Source organism: Flagellimonas aurea (genome assembly GCF_017313785.1).
In the GTDB taxonomy this organism is placed as follows: Bacteria; Bacteroidota; Bacteroidia; order Flavobacteriales; family Flavobacteriaceae; genus Flagellimonas; species Flagellimonas aurea.
In genome coordinates, this window is the sequence record NZ_JAFLNL010000007.1 from 109,014 (window position 1) to 125,684 (window position 16,671).

General features: G+C 42.9%; 15 protein-coding genes. 10 read left to right on the forward strand and 5 right to left on the reverse strand.

From position 1 onward, the window contains the following. Positions 1-13: 13 nt before the first annotated feature. Entirely contained in the window at positions 14-1,477 is a 1,464-nt protein-coding gene (locus tag J0656_RS13000; protein ID WP_207034596.1) for a sensor histidine kinase, read from the forward strand. Here J0656_RS13000 and J0656_RS13005 read toward each other — a convergent pair. From J0656_RS13005 to J0656_RS13015, 3 genes are all read right to left on the reverse strand, one after another. Next, on the reverse strand, positions 1,470-2,408 hold the full coding sequence (locus J0656_RS13005; RefSeq protein WP_207034598.1) for a threonine ammonia-lyase: 939 nt from the start codon (positions 2,406-2,408) through the stop codon (positions 1,470-1,472). The genes J0656_RS13000 and J0656_RS13005 overlap by 8 nt on opposite strands. 48 nt (positions 2,409-2,456) lie before the next feature. After that, the gene (locus J0656_RS13010) at positions 2,457-3,362 is read right to left on the reverse strand and encodes a universal stress protein (protein ID WP_207034600.1); all 906 of its coding nucleotides are present in this window, start codon (positions 3,360-3,362) and stop codon (positions 2,457-2,459) included. Positions 3,363-3,443: 81 nt separating this feature from the next. Beyond that, the gene (locus J0656_RS13015; RefSeq protein ID WP_207034602.1) at positions 3,444-4,133 is read right to left on the reverse strand and encodes a Crp/Fnr family transcriptional regulator; all 690 of its coding nucleotides are present in this window, start codon (positions 4,131-4,133) and stop codon (positions 3,444-3,446) included. 119 nt (positions 4,134-4,252) lie between these two features. Here J0656_RS13015 and J0656_RS13020 point away from each other — a divergent pair, with 119 nt between their 5' ends. Genes J0656_RS13020 through J0656_RS13060 form a run of 9 tightly spaced genes read left to right on the forward strand, consistent with a single transcriptional unit; the run spans position 4,253 to position 14,179 of the window. Then, entirely contained in the window at positions 4,253-6,637 is a 2,385-nt protein-coding gene (locus J0656_RS13020; protein ID WP_207034604.1) for a heavy metal translocating P-type ATPase, read from the forward strand. A 59-nt stretch (positions 6,638-6,696) separates the two neighbouring features. Continuing rightward, a complete protein-coding gene (gene ccoS / locus J0656_RS13025; RefSeq protein ID WP_207034606.1) occupies positions 6,697-6,906 on the forward strand; it encodes a cbb3-type cytochrome oxidase assembly protein CcoS in 210 nt (69 codons plus the stop codon). Positions 6,907-6,908: 2 nt separating this feature from the next. Then, positions 6,909-9,110 carry a cytochrome-c oxidase, cbb3-type subunit I gene (ccoN, locus tag J0656_RS13030; RefSeq protein ID WP_207034609.1) on the forward strand — a complete coding sequence of 734 codons (2,202 nt, stop codon included), beginning with the start codon at positions 6,909-6,911 and terminating at the stop codon, positions 9,108-9,110. Positions 9,111-9,112: 2 nt separating this feature from the next. Continuing rightward, positions 9,113-9,301 carry a cytochrome C oxidase subunit IV gene (locus J0656_RS13035; RefSeq protein ID WP_067037876.1) on the forward strand — a complete coding sequence of 63 codons (189 nt, stop codon included), beginning with the start codon at positions 9,113-9,115 and terminating at the stop codon, positions 9,299-9,301. 4 nt (positions 9,302-9,305) lie between these two features. Further along, entirely contained in the window at positions 9,306-10,265 is a 960-nt protein-coding gene (locus J0656_RS13040) for a cbb3-type cytochrome c oxidase N-terminal domain-containing protein (protein WP_207034611.1), read from the forward strand. 50 nt (positions 10,266-10,315) lie between these two features. After that, the gene (ccoG, locus tag J0656_RS13045) at positions 10,316-11,725 is read left to right on the forward strand and encodes a cytochrome c oxidase accessory protein CcoG (RefSeq protein WP_207034613.1); all 1,410 of its coding nucleotides are present in this window, start codon (positions 10,316-10,318) and stop codon (positions 11,723-11,725) included. A gap of 11 nt (positions 11,726-11,736) precedes the next feature. After that, positions 11,737-12,183 (forward strand): FixH family protein, encoded by a 447-nt coding sequence (locus tag J0656_RS13050; RefSeq protein ID WP_207034615.1) that lies wholly within the window; start codon positions 11,737-11,739, stop codon positions 12,181-12,183. Positions 12,184-12,185: 2 nt separating this feature from the next. Then, positions 12,186-12,896 carry a sulfite exporter TauE/SafE family protein gene (locus J0656_RS13055; RefSeq protein ID WP_207034617.1) on the forward strand — a complete coding sequence of 237 codons (711 nt, stop codon included), beginning with the start codon at positions 12,186-12,188 and terminating at the stop codon, positions 12,894-12,896. A 14-nt stretch (positions 12,897-12,910) separates the two neighbouring features. Continuing rightward, complete coding sequence (locus tag J0656_RS13060) at positions 12,911-14,179, forward strand: acetyl-CoA hydrolase/transferase family protein (protein ID WP_207034619.1); 1,269 nt, start codon at positions 12,911-12,913, stop codon at positions 14,177-14,179. Between the two features lie 90 nt (positions 14,180-14,269). On the opposite strand, the gene J0656_RS13065 is transcribed toward J0656_RS13060, so the two are convergent. Next, a complete protein-coding gene (locus tag J0656_RS13065; protein WP_207034621.1) occupies positions 14,270-15,094 on the reverse strand; it encodes a universal stress protein in 825 nt (274 codons plus the stop codon). 17 nt (positions 15,095-15,111) lie between these two features. Further along, the gene (gene hemN, locus J0656_RS13070) at positions 15,112-16,470 is read right to left on the reverse strand and encodes an oxygen-independent coproporphyrinogen III oxidase (protein WP_207034623.1); all 1,359 of its coding nucleotides are present in this window, start codon (positions 16,468-16,470) and stop codon (positions 15,112-15,114) included. Positions 16,471-16,671 lie beyond the last annotated feature (201 nt).

Here is a 16,671-nt window from a genome sequence, read left to right on the forward strand (position 1 = left end):
TTAAATTTTAACCGTGAAGCATAAACATATCTTAATTGATAACAAGGTTGAAATCGTTGAGGATAGGGATGATGCCGTATGGGCCATGAATGTAGATTATAAGTTGACTGCTTTTAATGCATCTTTTGGAGACCGTCTAAGCAAAGCCGGTTGGGGAAAGCCTGAACGAGGTATGGATTTACGGCCCGTTTATCAGTCTGCAAACTTCTTTAATCCCTGTAGTAAGGGTTGTGCCCAGGCACTTGATCGTTATCCAACAACATCCAAACATTCCTTTGAGGAAAATGGGGAATTGACGGTGCACGAGTTCTCCTTTCAACCTTTTATGGACAACTCCGGTGAAGTGATAGGGTGCTGTATTTGGCAAAAGGACATTTCCCAAGCCGTAAAAAATATACATAAGCTACAAGAAAGCGAACGTAGGTATAGAGAAGCTCAGGAAATAACTGTCTTTGGCCATTGGAACTGGGACATCCGTGAGGATAAAATTAGTTGGTCCAACCAATTGTTCAGAATTTTTGAGCAAGAGCCCGGAAAATTTGAGGCAACCTTTGATGCCTTGATGAAGATTATTCACCCTGAAGATAGGGATGGATTCGTTGAGGACGTTCAAGATAGCATCAAAAAAAACAGGATGCACGATGTGATACATAGGATTGTTTTGGAAAACGGAAAGACACGATATGTGCATCAAAAAGGGAGGCCGTTCTATGACGAGAACGGAAAGCCGTACCGGATGGCCGGCACCACCCAAGATGTTACCAAAGATGTACTGGCCAATCAACAAATCGTAGAGCAGAACCATGAGCTTCAGAACTTTGTTCGGATCATATCGCATAATCTACGCGGACCTATTTCCAATGTTTTAATGTTGTCCAAAATATATGAGTGGGGGAAGAACCCCATGAACGACGATATTGTAAAGAAAATAGAGCACACAACCGAGGCCTTAGATCAAACAATAAAGGACCTTCACCTTTCCTTATCGTTAAAATCCGCGGACAGGGAGAAATTCAGAGAAGTTCACCTAAAGGATGTCATGAAGGATGTAGATGGCCTTTTATCTGAAGAGATTACAAAACATAAGGCTACGATTCATACAGATTTCACAAAGGTGGATTTGGTTTTTGGAGCCAAGAGCTATGTGGTCAATATCTTTTACAATCTTATTTTGAATGCGATCAATTATGCCAAAGAAGGTATACCCGCCATTATTTCCATAAACACCGAGGAACTGGTCGATTCAATTTTAATAAGGTTCACAGATAACGGAATAGGTATGGAGCTGACACCCGAAAAAGAACGTAAGATTTTTGATATGTACGGCAGGTTGAGTGGCACCACGGAAGGCAAAGGATTTGGACTCTATTTGGTGAAAACTCAAGTTGAGGCCATGGACGGAAAAATAGAAGTACAAAGTGAAAAGGATGTAGGAACCACCTTTACTCTGATTTTTCCCAAAAATCATATTATTTAAAGGGTAGGTTACTAATATCAACGTTTCCCCCAGAAATTATAACCCCTATTTTTTTTCCGTTCAAATCGTTCTTTTTCTTAAATACAGCTGCCAAAGCTACAGCACTGGATGGTTCGCACACAATTTTAAGACGCTCCCAAATTAGGCGCATGGCCACAACTATATCTGCTTCGGTCACCCTCACAATTTCTTCTACATGTTTTTGAATAATAGGAAAGTTTCTGTCGCCCAATTGGGTTTTTAGTCCATCGGCAATGGTGTTTGTAGAAGTGTTCGTCTCTATTTTTCCACTTTTCAGGGATCTATAAGCGTCATCAACTTCAAAAGGTTCCCCTCCAACGGTTTTACAACTAGATCCAAAATAATGGGTAGAGAGAGCCGTGCCGGCAATTAAACCACCGCCACCAACTGGAGTAAAAATATAGTCAAGATTTGGTTGTTCCTCCAACAGTTCCTTGCAGGCGGTGCCCTGTCCTAAAATCACATGGTCATCATTTGATGGATGTATAAAAGTGGCGCCATATTTTTTCACAATTTCTTGGGATGCAAATTCTCTGGCGGCTAGATTGGGTTCACATTCTACCAAAATCCCTCCATATCCCTTAACGGCATCTTTTTTGACCTCAGGAGCCGTGCTGGGCATCACAATATAGGCTTTGACACCCAAGCTTTTGGCAGAAAGAGACAGCGCTTGAGCAAAATTTCCCGATGAATGGGTGACCACGCCATTCTGTTTTTGTTCATCCGTAAGTTGCATAATGGCGTTGGCAGCCCCACGCATTTTAAATGCGCCCATCCGCTGGAAGTTTTCACATTTAAAATACAACTGAGCGCCCACCGTCTTGTCTATGAGGCGGGAAGTAAGAACAGGCGTATTATGGATAAAAGGTTTTATCCGATTGTGGCAATCGATAAGGCTTTGCTTGTCCATGAATCTTTGTACCAATTTTATATATGGTATAAAGATAATACGGGATTATCAACCTTCAGCTTCTACTTTTTGTTCTTCTTTAGATTTTATGGAAACACCTTCCATGCCCAATTCTGGAATCACCAATAAAGGTATTTGCGTGTGAAATGCGGTTCGCTTTATTATCGGTTCACGGGTCATCTTTTCCATGTAGCTGTGCTGATAGTTCAGCATGGCCAATAAGTGGATGCCTAGTTCTTTGGAGAAAGTTTCCAAGGTGTGGGAAACTGAATTAAGTTCCGAAACCGTATGCACATAATGCTCCACATCGTTCAGATAGCGGCGAAGCATGTTCAGGTTGAACTGCTGAAGCTCTGTGAGGGCTTTAATGCCATATTGTACGTGTACAATACGAATGGTCGCTTTGAACATTTTGGCCAGATCCAAGAGAGGTTCCAATTCAGAAGTAGTATAAAAACGGTTGAAATCTGTAGCAAAAGCAATTTCAGTTGGTGTAACGTATTCAAAATGGTAAGGAATGGCCAAAACAGGACATTTTCTCACACTTTTGATTATGCGTACGGTATTGCTTCCCATAAATACTTCATCCACACCAGAAGCCCCTTTAGTACCGGTTACCACCAGGTTAATGCCGAAAGTTTCAACAATATCTTTTACTTCCTCTACCAAAAGATTAAAGGAAGAAATGGTCTCAAAGCTGTGATTGGGATTGCCGTATTTGGTCTGGATACGCCTGACGGTCTTGTTCAGCCCCTGTTCAGAATTCTCTCTAACCGCATCTACAATGCGTACTCCATCAATCATTTTGGCCATAAATCGGCTGCTCGGGATAACCGGGGTATAGGTGTTGAGCAAGTAAAATGTACAACGCCTGTTGCGGAACAATTGCATGGCATAATCAATGGCATTCCATGCGTTTTCCGAAAAATCCGTAGGTATTAATATCTTTTGCATCGGACTAAGATTTACGATGCGATAAAATTAGAACCAAGGGGTAGGGGATACTATGACAATTGTCAGGTTTTGGAAAATAGACTAAAAGCCTTCGACCATTTCAAGGAGTTTGCGCTCGTCCTTAATGCCGATTTTCTTGCCCGAAGTTTGGATTAACCCCTTCTTTTTAAATTCGGAAATAATTCGAATAGCGGATTCTGTAGCGGTTCCAACCACATTGGAAATATCTTCTCTGGATAGGGTAAGTGCCAAGTAACCTTCAGCATCCTCCCCGAAATTGTTTTGAAGATATAAGAAGGCTTCGGCCATTCTTTGCTTTACGGTCTTTTGGGAAATATTTACGATTACATCATCGGCCTCCTTAAGATCATGGGCCATATGCCGCAATACCTCCAAAGTAAAGTTTGGGTTTTTTTGAAGCGTATTGTTGATGCTTTCCTTGGGAATAAAGCACACCTCCATATCATTGATTGCAATGGCGGAAAGGTTGGTGCTTTCTTGGGATATTACGGAACGTTGCCCTAAAACTTCGCCCTTGCTGGCCAATTTTACGATTTGGTCTTTGCCATTGGCACTAAGCTTGGAAAGCTTGGACACTCCGTTTCGTACACAGTAGACGCCGTTGAGTTTATCCCCTTCTTCAAAAATGGGCTCACCTTTTTTAATGGTGCGTGTGGTTTTGGAGTCGGAAACCTGTTTTAATTCCTCCTTGCTCATCGCGCGAAGGGAGTTGAACTGCCTGATGATACAATTTTCACACCTGCTTTCCATAATGATTAGTTTACCTGAGAGAACAAATTTAAGGGACAAGGAATTATTGGTAACTGATAAATATCATATTTTTAGGAAGAAGAGTATTACAAATTTGCACTAGGTAAAGCAAATGTGAAATGGCAGATTCGACCTGTTATCATTGTGGAGACGAATGCGGTGGCCGCAGCGTTCAATTTGATGATAAGGATTTTTGTTGCAACGGTTGTAAGACCGTCTACGAAATCTTTACATCCAATGGCCTGTCCACCTTCTACGAAATAGAGGGAAAGGCAGGTACTACCCCGAACGAAATTCGTCAGAAATACGATTTTTTGGACAACCAGGAAATCGCGCAACAACTCTTGGAATTTAATGAAGATGGCGTGCAAGTGGTCAGTTTGAGCATTCCTACCATTCATTGCAGTTCCTGTATCTGGGTTTTGGAAAACTTGAACAAACTGCATTCGGCCATAAAAGTTTCTCAGGTCGATTTTCCCAAAAAGACCATACGGGTCACTTATAAAACAGAAGACTTTTCCCTTAAAGCCTTGGTGCTCTTATTGGGAAGTATCGGGTACGCGCCCTATATCTCCTTGGAGGAATACAACAAAAAAGGAAAAAAGGTCGACCGTTCCTTAATTTACAAATTGGGCGTGGCAGGATTTGCCTTCGGGAACGTAATGCTGTTCTCGTTTCCAGAATATTTTGAGGTAGAAGAATTTTGGTTGGATCAGTACAAGCACGCTTTTCGGTGGTTGATGTTCGCCTTTTCCTTGCCCGTAGTATTTTATGCGTCACAAGATTATTTCATTTCCGCTTACAAAGGTATCCGCTCCAAATTATTGAATATTGATGTGCCCATCGCACTGGGAATTTTGGTGCTCTTTTTAAGAAGCTCGATTGATATCATATTTGACTTGGGCTCTGGATTTTTTGACAGCCTCACGGGCTTGGTGTTCTTTCTATTGTTGGGCAAGTTCTTTCAGCAGAAGACCTATGCCTACCTATCATTTGAGAGGGATTACAAGTCATATTTTCCCATAGCCGTAACCCGTCTGAAGAAAAACGGGGAAGAGGAAAACATCCAGATTTACAATATTGAAGTAGGGGATAGAGTCCTGATCCGTAGCCACGAGATTATTCCTGTGGATTGTATCCTCATCAAAGGAACGGCCGAAATTGATTATAGTTTTGTAACGGGTGAGTCCGATGCCGTATTCAAGGAATCGGGAGAAAAACTGTTTGCAGGCGGAAAGCAACTTTCGGGAGTCTTGGAAGTTGAGGTGCTAAAATCCGTTTCCCAAAGTTACTTGACCCAACTCTGGGGCAATTCCATATTTTCCAAAGACAAGGCGAGCCAATTCCAAACCCTTACCGATAGCATAGGCAAACGATTTACCATTGCCGTGTTGAGCATTGCTACGGCTGCCACTATTTTTTGGTTGATTTTTGACCCAAGCTTGGCCCTCAATGTGTTCACTTCTGTACTCATTATAGCCTGTCCCTGTGCCATTGCTTTGGCAGCTCCGTTTACCTTGGGCAATATGCTCCGAATTTTTGGAAAATATAAGTTCTACTTGAAGAACACTAATGTAATCGAACGTTTGGCCAAAATCGATACCGCCATTTTTGATAAAACGGGTACGCTCACCACCAATCAAAAGGATACCATCCATTATGAAGGTATGGAGCTTACAGAAGAAGAAACCGCACTTCTAAAAACGACCTTGAGGGCTTCCAACCACCCCTTGAGCCGCTCACTTTACGATATTTTACAATCCAATTCCATAATGACCTTGGAAGAGTTTCAAGAGCATACGGGAAAGGGTATCGAAGGAAAATATAACCATCATTCCATAAAAGTGGGGTCGGCATCCTACGTGGGGGAAAGCAAATCCAACTCCATTGCGAACACGGCGGTTTATGTAAGTGCCGATGAAGATGTAAAAGGAAGATTTGTGTTCAAGAATACCTATAGGGAGGGGATGAGCCAAATTTTTGATGAACTCTCGAATGATTTGGAACTCGGCATTCTTTCGGGCGATAACGATGGGGAAAAAACCCAATTGCAAAAAGTGCTTCCAGAAAAGACAAAGATGCTATTTGACCAAAAGCCCGAGGATAAGTTGGACTACATCAAACAGCTACAGGAAAAACACAAGGTTTTGATGGTGGGCGATGGATTGAACGATGCAGGAGCTTTGGCCCAAAGCGATGTGGGATTGGCAGTTTCGGAGAACATCAATGTGTTTTCGCCCGCTTGTGATGGAATTTTGGATGCCAGCAAGTTGAAAATGCTGCCAAAGTTCATAAAACTGTCCAAACGGTCCATGCGCATCATAAAAATGAGCTTTTTGTTGTCGCTCTGCTACAATGTGGTGGGACTGTATTTTGCCGTGACAGGCCAGTTGCAGCCCGTGATTGCCGCTATTTTGATGCCTCTGAGTTCCATTAGTATAGTGGTGTTTACCACCTTGGCAACAAATTATTTGGGAAAAGAATTAAAAAATTTAGAAAGCTGATATATGTCATTTTTTGAGGAAAACCATCAGAGTAGTTTTACACCTAAATTCAGGCAGGTATGAGTGTTATTTATGTGTTGTTGGCCATAAGCATAACGGTGGCCATAGTCTTTTTTATAGCCTTTGTTTTTTCGGTAAAAAGCGGACAATACGATGATACCTATACCCCATCGGTAAGAATGTTGTTTGAAGATGAGGTGGTCAAGGACAAGGATAAATCAAACCTAAATAAAAAGGAAATCGAACAAACTAAAAGCACAAACCAATAAATATGGAAATACAACAGTTCCGTTACGATAACAAAATCGTACAAAAGTTCTTATACGCCACCATTCTATGGGGCGTAGTGGGTATGGCAGTAGGTCTCTTGTTGGCCTTTATGTTTTTGTTTCCCAATGTCACCGAAGGTATCTCTTGGTTGAGTTTTGGGCGTTTGCGTCCATTGCATACCAATGCCGTGATCTTCGCATTTGTGGGGAACGCCATTTTTGCAGGGGTGTATTACTCGCTGCAACGCTTGCTAAAAGCAAGAATGTTCAGTGATATCCTTAGCAACATCAACTTCTGGGGGTGGCAATTGATCATTGTGGCTGCAGCGTTGACCTTGCCCTTGGGGTACACCACATCCAAAGAATACGCCGAATTGGAGTGGCCGATAGATTTGGCCATTGCGGTAGTTTGGGTAATTTTTGGTTGGAACATGATCGGTACCATCTTAAAAAGAAGACAAAGGCACCTCTATGTGGCGATTTGGTTCTATCTGGCCACATTTGTAACCGTAGCAGTGCTGCACATCTTCAATAGCTTGGAATTGCCAGTAACGGCCTTGAAGAGTTACTCCGTTTACGCTGGTGTGCAAGATGCCTTGGTGCAATGGTGGTATGGTCACAATGCGGTGGCATTCTTTTTGACCACACCTTTCTTAGGTTTGATGTACTACTTTGTTCCCAAAGCGGCCAACCGTCCCATTTATTCCTATAGACTGTCCATTGTCCACTTCTGGTCATTGATATTTATTTATATCTGGGCTGGCCCCCACCATTTGTTGTATTCTGCATTGCCTGATTGGGCACAGAACCTCGGTGTGGTATTCTCCATCATGTTGATTGCTCCATCTTGGGGTGGTATGATCAACGGATTGTTGACCCTTCGCGGTGTATGGGACAAGGTGCGCACCGATGCTACATTAAAATTTATGGTGGTTGCTATCACAGGTTATGGTATGGCCACTTTTGAAGGCCCCATGCTTTCTTTGAAAAACGTAAACGCCATTGCCCACTTTAGTGACTGGATCATTGCCCACGTTCACGTTGGTGCCTTGGCTTGGAACGGATTCTTGACCTTTGGTATGATTTATTGGTTGGTGCCCCGAATGTTCAAAACGGAACTCCACTCCAAAGGATTGGCAAACTTCCACTTCTGGATCGGAACTTTGGGTATTGTATTGTATGCCCTGCCCATGTACGTAGCTGGATTCACCCAAGCCTTGATGTGGAAGGAATTCAACCCAGATGGCACCTTGGTCTACGGTAACTTCTTGGAAACCGTTACCCAAATTATCCCCATGTACTGGATGAGGGCCATTGGAGGTTCCTTGTACATCTTGGGTATGTTCGTACTGCTGTACAATGTGGTAAGAACAATTAGGTCGGGCAGTAAGGTCGAAGATGAAGCAGCAGAAGCTCCAGCTTTGGAACGCGTTGCGAAAAGAAGAGTAGCGGGCGAAACCTTCCACAATTGGTTGGAAAGAAAACCCGTCCAATTGACCATCTTGGCCACCATCGCCATCTTGATTGGTGGTATCATTCAGATTGTACCGACCATTTTGGTGAAATCCAATATTCCTACGATTACCAGTGTTAAACCCTATACACCATTAGAGTTGGAAGGGAGGGACCTTTATATTAGAGAAGGCTGTGTGAGCTGTCACTCGCAAATGATTCGTCCGTTCCGTAGTGAAGTGGAGCGTTATGGCGAATATGCCAAGGCAGGGGAGTTTGTTTACGACCACCCGTTCTTGTGGGGTAGTAAACGTACAGGTCCTGACTTGCTTCGAGTAGGTGGAAAATATTCCGATAGCTGGCACTTGAACCATATGTACGATCCACAGAGTACGTCCGCAGGTTCCATTATGCCATCGTACGAATGGCTGGTGACAGATGAGCACGATCGTAGCGATATTCAGGCCAAAATGGAAACCATGGTAAAACTTGGAGTACCTTATACAGAAGAAGATATTGCCAATGCACCAGAATCCATGGCAGAGCAAGCAGCGTCAATTGAAAAGAGTCTTTACGCAGACCCAGAATTTGAGAGAACGTACGAAGCGGATAAAAAGTACGCACAGGAAAATGGATTGGATTTTGTGGAAATGCGAGATCGTGAAATCGTAGCCTTGATTGCCTATCTACAGCGATTGGGTACCGATATCAAAATTGAAGGAACAGAAGAAACTATATCTCAAAACAAATAACCATGTTGAAATTTGTAAAAGAACATATGGAAACCATCGACGGGATAGCCAACTATCCCATGGTTTCCCTGCTTATCTTCTTTGTGTTTTTTGTGTTATTGTTCTGGTGGGTTTTCACCGCCACCAAGGAACACATAAGGGAGATGTCCGAACTGCCTTTGGATAACGATGATCAACAAAACAAACTATAACATTATGAGCACAAAAACACCTTGGTGGATACGAGTCCCCGTTCTATTCTTTTTGATCTTCGGATTGATGGAATTCTTTATAGACTCTGGTGATAAACCTGCAATTATCGAATATCCGATCACACAGTTTTTCCTGCTGTTGGTTTTAATGATTCTTATTGCCATAGAACTGATATTGGCTTCTATAGAGAACATAATGTTCCAAACCCTTTCAGAAGAAGGCAAGGAGCGCTACTTAGAGGCCAAAAGCAAAAAGTACGAATGGACATGGGCCAAAAATCTCATGAAAAATTTGACCAAGAGCCGCTCCATTGAGCGCGAAGGGGAAATTGTCCTCGATCACAATTACGATGGTATTCGTGAGTTGGACAACGTATTGCCTCCTTGGTGGGTATACCTCTTTTATGGCACCATAATTTTCTCGGTAGTGTACTTGGTGCGTTTTCATGTTATTGGGGATTATGATCAAGCACAGGAATACGAACAAGAAGTTGCTGCTGCACAGCAGGCCATAGAAGAATATAAAAGGACCGCAAAGGATTTGGTGGATGCCAGTACGGTAGAGTTCCTATCGAATGAATCGGACTTGGCCGCTGGGGAGAAAATTTTCCAGACCAATTGTGTTGCATGTCATACACAAGATGGAGGTGGGTCCATTGGGCCTAACCTAACCGATAAGTATTGGATATTGGGCGGAGGCATCAAAAATGTCTTCACCACAATTTCCGAAGGTGGACGTGACGGTAAAGGGATGATTGCATGGAAGCAAAGCTTAAAGCCTGCGGAAATAGCCCAGGTGGCCAGTTATGTCATCTCATTGGGCGGAACCACACCCGCCAATCCAAAGGAACCTGAAGGTGAAATTTGGGTGGACCCAAATGCTCCAGAAGATACCAATGGAACCGAATCTGAAACCCCGCCGACAGAGCAGGTTTCGGACTCAACTGAAGTAGCCATGCAGTAGCCTTTTAGGGCCGTCTATGGTAGTATATGAATCGATAAATCACAAATTCGATGGAAGAGAATTTTAGGGATTCCATAGGCACAATCACAGAAGAAGGAAAAAGGAATTGGATCTTTCCAAAGAAACCCAGTGGACGGTATTACGATTACCGAAAGTACGTAAGTTACTTTCTGCTGATTTTCTTGATAGCAGCCCCCTTTGTCAAGATCAACGGGCACCAGTTTTTGTTGTTCAATGTGCTGGATAGGCGCTTCAATATATTCGGGGTTCCATTTTGGCCGCAGGATTTTCACTTGGTGGTGGTGTCCATGATCATTGGAGTGATTTTCATCGCACTGTTCACAGTGGCCTACGGGCGTATTTTTTGTGGATGGATGTGCCCCCAGACCATTTTTTTGGAAATGGTGTTCCGCCGTATCGAATATTGGATAGATGGTGACCGAGGTGCGCAAATGCGATTGGCCAAAGCACCTTGGACGGGCAAGAAGATTCGGAAAAGAGTATTGAAGTGGATCATATTCTTCATTATCTCCTTTTTAATTGCCAATGTTTTCTTGGCGTACTTGATTGGCAGTGATCAATTGATTTCCTATATCACGGACGGTCCAATGGAGCACCTTGGCACCATGGTTCCGTTGCTGATTTTCACTGGAGTGTTCTACTTCATCTTCGCGTGGTTCAGGGAGCAGGTGTGCATCATTGCTTGCCCTTATGGAAGATTGCAAGGGGTATTGCTTGATAATAAATCCATTGTGGTGGCCTATGATCATAAACGGGGCGAAGGTGAAAATGGGCGCAAAAAGTTCAGAAAAAATGAAGACAGGGAAGCGCTCGGACATGGCGATTGTATTGATTGCCTACAATGTGTAAATGTCTGTCCTACGGGAATAGACATCCGTAACGGGACACAGTTGGAATGTGTGAACTGTACCGCCTGTATCGATGAGTGCGATCACATTATGGAGAGCATCGATAAGCCCAAAGGGTTGATCAGATACGCCAGTGAAGACGAGATTACCCATAAGAACAAGTTCAAGTTTACACCTCGGATGAAGGGGTACACCGCGGTACTTGTTGTTTTGATAGGGGTTTTGATCGGAATGTTGTTTATGCGGAACGAGGTCGAAGCAAATATTTTACGTTTGCCAGGGCAACTGTACGAGCGAAAAGAGAACAATATCATCAGTAACGTTTACACCTATAAATTGATGAACAAGACCACCAAGGATATCGAAAATGTGTCTTTTGAACTGATGTCGCACAATGGAGAAATCAAAATGGTTTCACAAGATAAGTTTACCGTTCCTGCAGAGGAGCTTACGGAAGGAACGTTGTTCATCGAAATAAACGCTTCGGCATTGAACGGTGATAAGGACAAATTGAAGATTGGTGTATATAGTGGAGAGAAACTCATAGAAACCACGGTGACGCAGTTTTTGGCACCAAGGAGTTATAATTAAAAAAGAAAATAATGAAAATTAATTGGGGAACAGGAATCGTATTGGCATTTATAGGCTTCATAAGCTTTATCCTATACTTTGTGGTTAGGATGAGCACGGATGACAGTGCCAACCACGATTTGGTAACGGAGGAATATTATAAGAAAGAATTGGCCTATCAACAGCAGATAGATGCATCAAAAACCGCTATGGAAATGAATGCCAACCTTACCGTTGAAAAAACGGCCGAAGGCTTGATGATTTATTTTCCAGAGCGTTTCAACCCGAATAAGATAAGTGGAACAGTGTCCCTATACAGACCGTCTAACAAGCATTTGGATACAAACTTTCCTATAAGTTTGTCCAAAACACATTTGCTCATACCTGACAATCGCTTGGTGGACGGTCGCTGGGACATTTCCATAAACTGGGAATACGAAGGTAATTCCTTTTTACATAAACAAAAATTGGTGTACTGATCATGTTGACCTCTGCTTTGGTTCTGGGATTGTTGGGAAGTTTGCACTGCTTGGGCATGTGCGGGCCAATAGCCTTTATGTTGCCATTGGAGCAGAACAACAATGTAAAAAAGACGGTACAACTGTCCATTTACCACTTCGGGAGGTTATTGGCCTACGGAATCATTGGATTGCTTTTCGGACTTTTGGGCAAGGGTTTGTCCCTGTTCGGTATCCAACAGAAGCTTTCCATCGGTATTGGTGCCTTAATGATCATTTTGGTGCTCATTCCTGGAAAATACTTTAACGGGCATAAGCTTTTATCACCCGTTTACTCAATTATTGGCAAGGTAAAATCCAAACTTGGGGCCGAACTCAAAAAAAAGACACCCGATACCTTTTTGACCATAGGATTTTTGAACGGCTTTTTACCCTGTGGTCTGGTATATATGGCGCTTTTGGGGGCCATGGCCATGGGAAACCCTTTGGAAGGTGGGCTCTACATGATGATTTTTGGTTTGGGCACCGTACCTTTAATGTCCTTGGTGGTCTATTCCAAAGGAATGTTCAGTACCTCGATAAAATCTAGAATACAGAAATTGATACCGGTATTTGTGGTCATCATTGGTGTTTTGTTTATTGTGCGCGGGCTTGGATTGGGAATACCCTATGTTTCCCCAAAGGCAGCCCCGGCCGACACCGTATCGGCGACCATAGAATGCCATCAACCCTAAAAATCGAATCCAGAATGAAAATAACATCAGCGGAAGAAGCGGTAGGAATTGTAAAATCAGGCGACCGGGTCTTTTTCCAAGGAGCGGCTATGACCCCCAACGAATTGATAAATGCACTTTGTGAGCGTCACCATGAGCTGAAGGATGTTGAGATAATTTCTATCCACACCGAAGGAGATGCAAAGTATACCAGGGCTCCTTATTGCGAAGCGTTTACCTTAAACGCCTGTTTTGTGGGCGGTAATGTTAGGACTTTTGTAAATACCTATATGGGGGACTATATCCCTGTTTTTTTAAGTGAGATACCTTGGTTGTTTGCCGACGAATATTTGCCTTTGGATGTGGCCTTTGTGCAGGTTTCACCTCCGGACAAACATGGTTATTGTTCTTTGGGAGTTTCAGTCGATGTGGCTTTGCCCGCGGTAAGGACTGCAAAAAAGATAGTGGCACAGATAAATCCCAAAGTGCCACGTACCCATGGTACGGGGATTGTCCATATTGACGAAATAGAGTTTGCTATAGAGATCGATCGTCCCATTCACCAGCATGACCCAACTCAGCCATCGGAAGTGGAACAAGAGATTGGTCGGCATGTAGCATCTTTGATTGATGACGGGGCTACTTTGCAAATGGGAATAGGAAACATACCAAATGCCGTGCTTTCCAACTTGGGCAACCATAAAAACCTTGGAATCCATACAGAGATGTTCTCGGATGGAGTTTTGCCTTTATTGGAAAGTGGTGTGATCAATGGGAAAGAAAAAGCAGTGAAAAGAGGTAAAATAGTGAGCTGTTTTGCCGTGGGCTCCCAAAAACTGTACGACTTTATAGACGATAATCCAATATGTGACTTCAGGGATTCCGGTTATACCAATGATACGGCAAGAATCCGTAGAAACCCCAAAGCAACTGCAATAAACAGTGCCATAGAAATTGATCTTACAGGACAGGTCTGTGCGGATACCATTGGAGGATACCAGTTCTCTGGTGTAGGAGGGCAAATGGACTTTATGCGCGGGGCATCCCTTTCAAAAGGAGGTAAGCCTATTATTGCTATGTCCGCCACTACCAAAAAAGGAGTTTCCAAGATAACACCATTTTTAAAGCAAGGTGCAGGGGTTACCACAACTCGCGCCCATATGCATTATGTGGCCACTGAGTTCGGTGTCGTTAACTTATTTGGAAAGAATTTGCAGCAACGTGCCAAAGCACTTATTTCCATTGCGCACCCTGATCATAGGGAAGGTTTGGAAAAGGCGGCATACGATAGGTTTCACGGATGACCTTGGTAGAAGCAAAGCACTAAAAAAAGGGGCAATCTTAAGATTGCCCCTTTTTTTGAATTACATGAAACCAATCAAAAATGTAATCCTTTAAATTTTAAAGGTGATTACCGGAGCTTCTGAATGGTTGGCGATATCTTCGCCAATACTGCCCATAAAGAAATGGGATAGACCCCTTCTACCGTGGGTTGGAATGCCTATAAGGTCGGCTCCAATCTTTTTGCTAAAGTTTATCACTCCTTTTTCCACCGTGTAGTCGTTAAAGATTTCAACCTCCATGCCTACATTGGCCTCGTCCAGGAACTTGGATATCTTGGCATAGGCATCGTTGGTGCTCATAAACTCGTCTCCTGGCGTATTAATGTACACCAAATGCAGTTTTGAGCCCAAAAGCTCGGCCATTTTTTTTGCCTTTTTAAGGGCGGGTACACTTTCTTCCTCAAAATCACTGGCGAAGACGAAGTTTTTTGGGTTAAAATTGTCCACTTCGTTCCCTTTGATGACCAATACAGGTACATCAGAGGTTCTTACTACTCTTTCTGTGTTGGAACCGATGAAGATTTCTTGAAGGCCATCTGCTCCATTGGAACCCATTACAATAAGGTCTGCTTTGTGTTTTTCGGCGACTTCGGCGACTTCACTGAACACTTTATAGTGTTTGATAACCGGGGTAACCGTGATATCTTTTAGATAAGGCTTGTCCAAAAAATCGGAAAAACGTTTCTCACCAAGCTTGATTAGGTGTACCACCTGTTCTTGGGAAATATATCCAGATTCACCCATAATGGCTGGCGAAAGCTCCAACATATGTAGGACAAATAGCTCTGCATTTTGTTCCTTGGCCAATGAGGCGGCCACTTTTAGGGCCTTTTCTGATTGATTTGAAAAATCAACGGGTACGATTATACTTTTCATTTTTTTGCTTTTTTAGGTTAAACGGTCATGGAAAATATTCGGGTATTCGGTTTTTTACGGTGCATTTTAAGGTCAAAAGCCATGCTGATATTTCTGACAAAAGGCCTGCCTTTGTCCGTCACCTTTATGGTTTTGTCCTCTATTTTAACAAGGCCATCTGCTTCCAGTTCGGATAGGTTGGCCAGAATGTTCTCAAAATCAACGACTTCTTTTTCTTCAGGTTTCCAATTTGTCTCAAATCGACACATAATATTGAGGATATGTCTTCTCAAAATTTGGTCTTCCTCATTTAAAATGTGTCCTCTAAAAATAGGGATTACACCATGTGAAACCAAATTCTGGTATTCTTCCACATTCTTTACATTTTGGGCAAACCCGTACCAGCTATCACTGATGCTGGAGGCTCCCAAACCAATCATCAGTTTGGTTTTGGAGGGGGTGTAGCCCATAAAATTTCGGTGTAGGGTTCCATTTTCCAAGGCTTGGTATAGACTGTCCGTGGGAAGGGCAAAATGGTCCATGCCAACATCTTTATAGCCAAACTCTGCAAGCATTCTTTTGCCCATTTCGTACTGTGCTTTTTTCTCTATGGAAGAGGGAAGGTCCTCTTCTTTATACCCGCGCTGACCATTTCCCTTGAGCCACGGCACATGTGCATAGCTGTAGAAGGCTATTCGGTCCGGTTTTATGGCATTGGTCTTCATTATGGTCTGCTCCACATCACTGCAATCTTGAAAAGGAAGACCGTAAATAATATCGTGCCCAACCGAGGTGTACCCTGTCTCACGGGCCCACTCGGTAACATTTTTTACATTTTCAAACGGCTGAATCCTGTTGATGGCCCGTTGAACGGTAAGGTTGTAATCTTGTACGCCAAAACATACTCTCCTAAATCCTACACCGTAAAGGACCTGTAAATGTTCTTTGGTGGTGTTGTTGGGGTGCCCTTCAAAACTAAATTCAATGGTATCCGCCTTTTTACTAAGTCGTGTAATACCGTTGATCAACATTTTTAAGTTCTCAGGCGAAAAGAAGGTCGGTGTTCCACCACCAAGGTGAAGTTCTTTGATTACAGGTCTAGACCCCATCAATTCCACATAAAGTTCCCATTCCTTTAAAACAGCTGTGATATAAGGAGATTCCACTTCGTGCCTTTTAGTGATGCGCTTATGGCAACCACAAAAGGTGCACATGCTCTCGCAAAAGGGCAGATGTATATAAATGCTGATTCCTTCCTCGGGGTTTTCCTCGAAAGCTTGGATTACGCTTGACTTCCATTTTTTTCCTGAAAAAGTTTCCATGTCCCAATAGGGAACAGTAGGATAACTCGTGTATCGAGGACCTGGAACATTATATTTTTGAATTAATTCGCACATAAGCTGCATACCATTACATTATAGGTCAAATGTACTTTTGATGGTTTGCAAAAAACATGATAAATGTCAGTATTGCCATATTGAAGGTCCTGAGGAACAATGAATAGCGCTATGTAATGATCCAGAACCATGGCAAAACCTCATGTTTACTGCATAAAAATGGCCCAAGCAAATTCACTTGGACCTCTTTTTGGGCTATGT

Excerpts from the sequence above, each read along its gene's own strand:
- J0656_RS13040 (WP_207034611.1), top strand. The coding sequence starts at position 9,306 with ATGAGCACAAAAACACCTTGGTGGATACGAGTCCCCGTTCTATTCTTT.
- J0656_RS13015 (WP_207034602.1), bottom strand. The coding sequence starts at position 4,133 with ATGGAAAGCAGGTGTGAAAATTGTATCATCAGGCAGTTCAACTCCCTT.
- hemN (WP_207034623.1), bottom strand. The coding sequence starts at position 16,470 with ATGTGCGAATTAATTCAAAAATATAATGTTCCAGGTCCTCGATACACG.
- ccoN (WP_207034609.1), top strand. The coding sequence starts at position 6,909 with ATGGAAATACAACAGTTCCGTTACGATAACAAAATCGTACAAAAGTTC.
- J0656_RS13050 (WP_207034615.1), top strand. The coding sequence starts at position 11,737 with ATGAAAATTAATTGGGGAACAGGAATCGTATTGGCATTTATAGGCTTC.
- J0656_RS13020 (WP_207034604.1), top strand. The coding sequence starts at position 4,253 with ATGGCAGATTCGACCTGTTATCATTGTGGAGACGAATGCGGTGGCCGC.
- J0656_RS13010 (WP_207034600.1), bottom strand. The coding sequence starts at position 3,362 with ATGCAAAAGATATTAATACCTACGGATTTTTCGGAAAACGCATGGAAT.
- ccoS (WP_207034606.1), top strand. The coding sequence starts at position 6,697 with ATGAGTGTTATTTATGTGTTGTTGGCCATAAGCATAACGGTGGCCATA.
- J0656_RS13055 (WP_207034617.1), top strand. The coding sequence starts at position 12,186 with ATGTTGACCTCTGCTTTGGTTCTGGGATTGTTGGGAAGTTTGCACTGC.
- J0656_RS13065 (WP_207034621.1), bottom strand. The coding sequence starts at position 15,094 with ATGAAAAGTATAATCGTACCCGTTGATTTTTCAAATCAATCAGAAAAG.
- J0656_RS13060 (WP_207034619.1), top strand. The coding sequence starts at position 12,911 with ATGAAAATAACATCAGCGGAAGAAGCGGTAGGAATTGTAAAATCAGGC.
- J0656_RS13035 (WP_067037876.1), top strand. The coding sequence starts at position 9,113 with ATGTTGAAATTTGTAAAAGAACATATGGAAACCATCGACGGGATAGCC.
- J0656_RS13005 (WP_207034598.1), bottom strand. The coding sequence starts at position 2,408 with ATGGACAAGCAAAGCCTTATCGATTGCCACAATCGGATAAAACCTTTT.
- ccoG (WP_207034613.1), top strand. The coding sequence starts at position 10,316 with ATGGAAGAGAATTTTAGGGATTCCATAGGCACAATCACAGAAGAAGGA.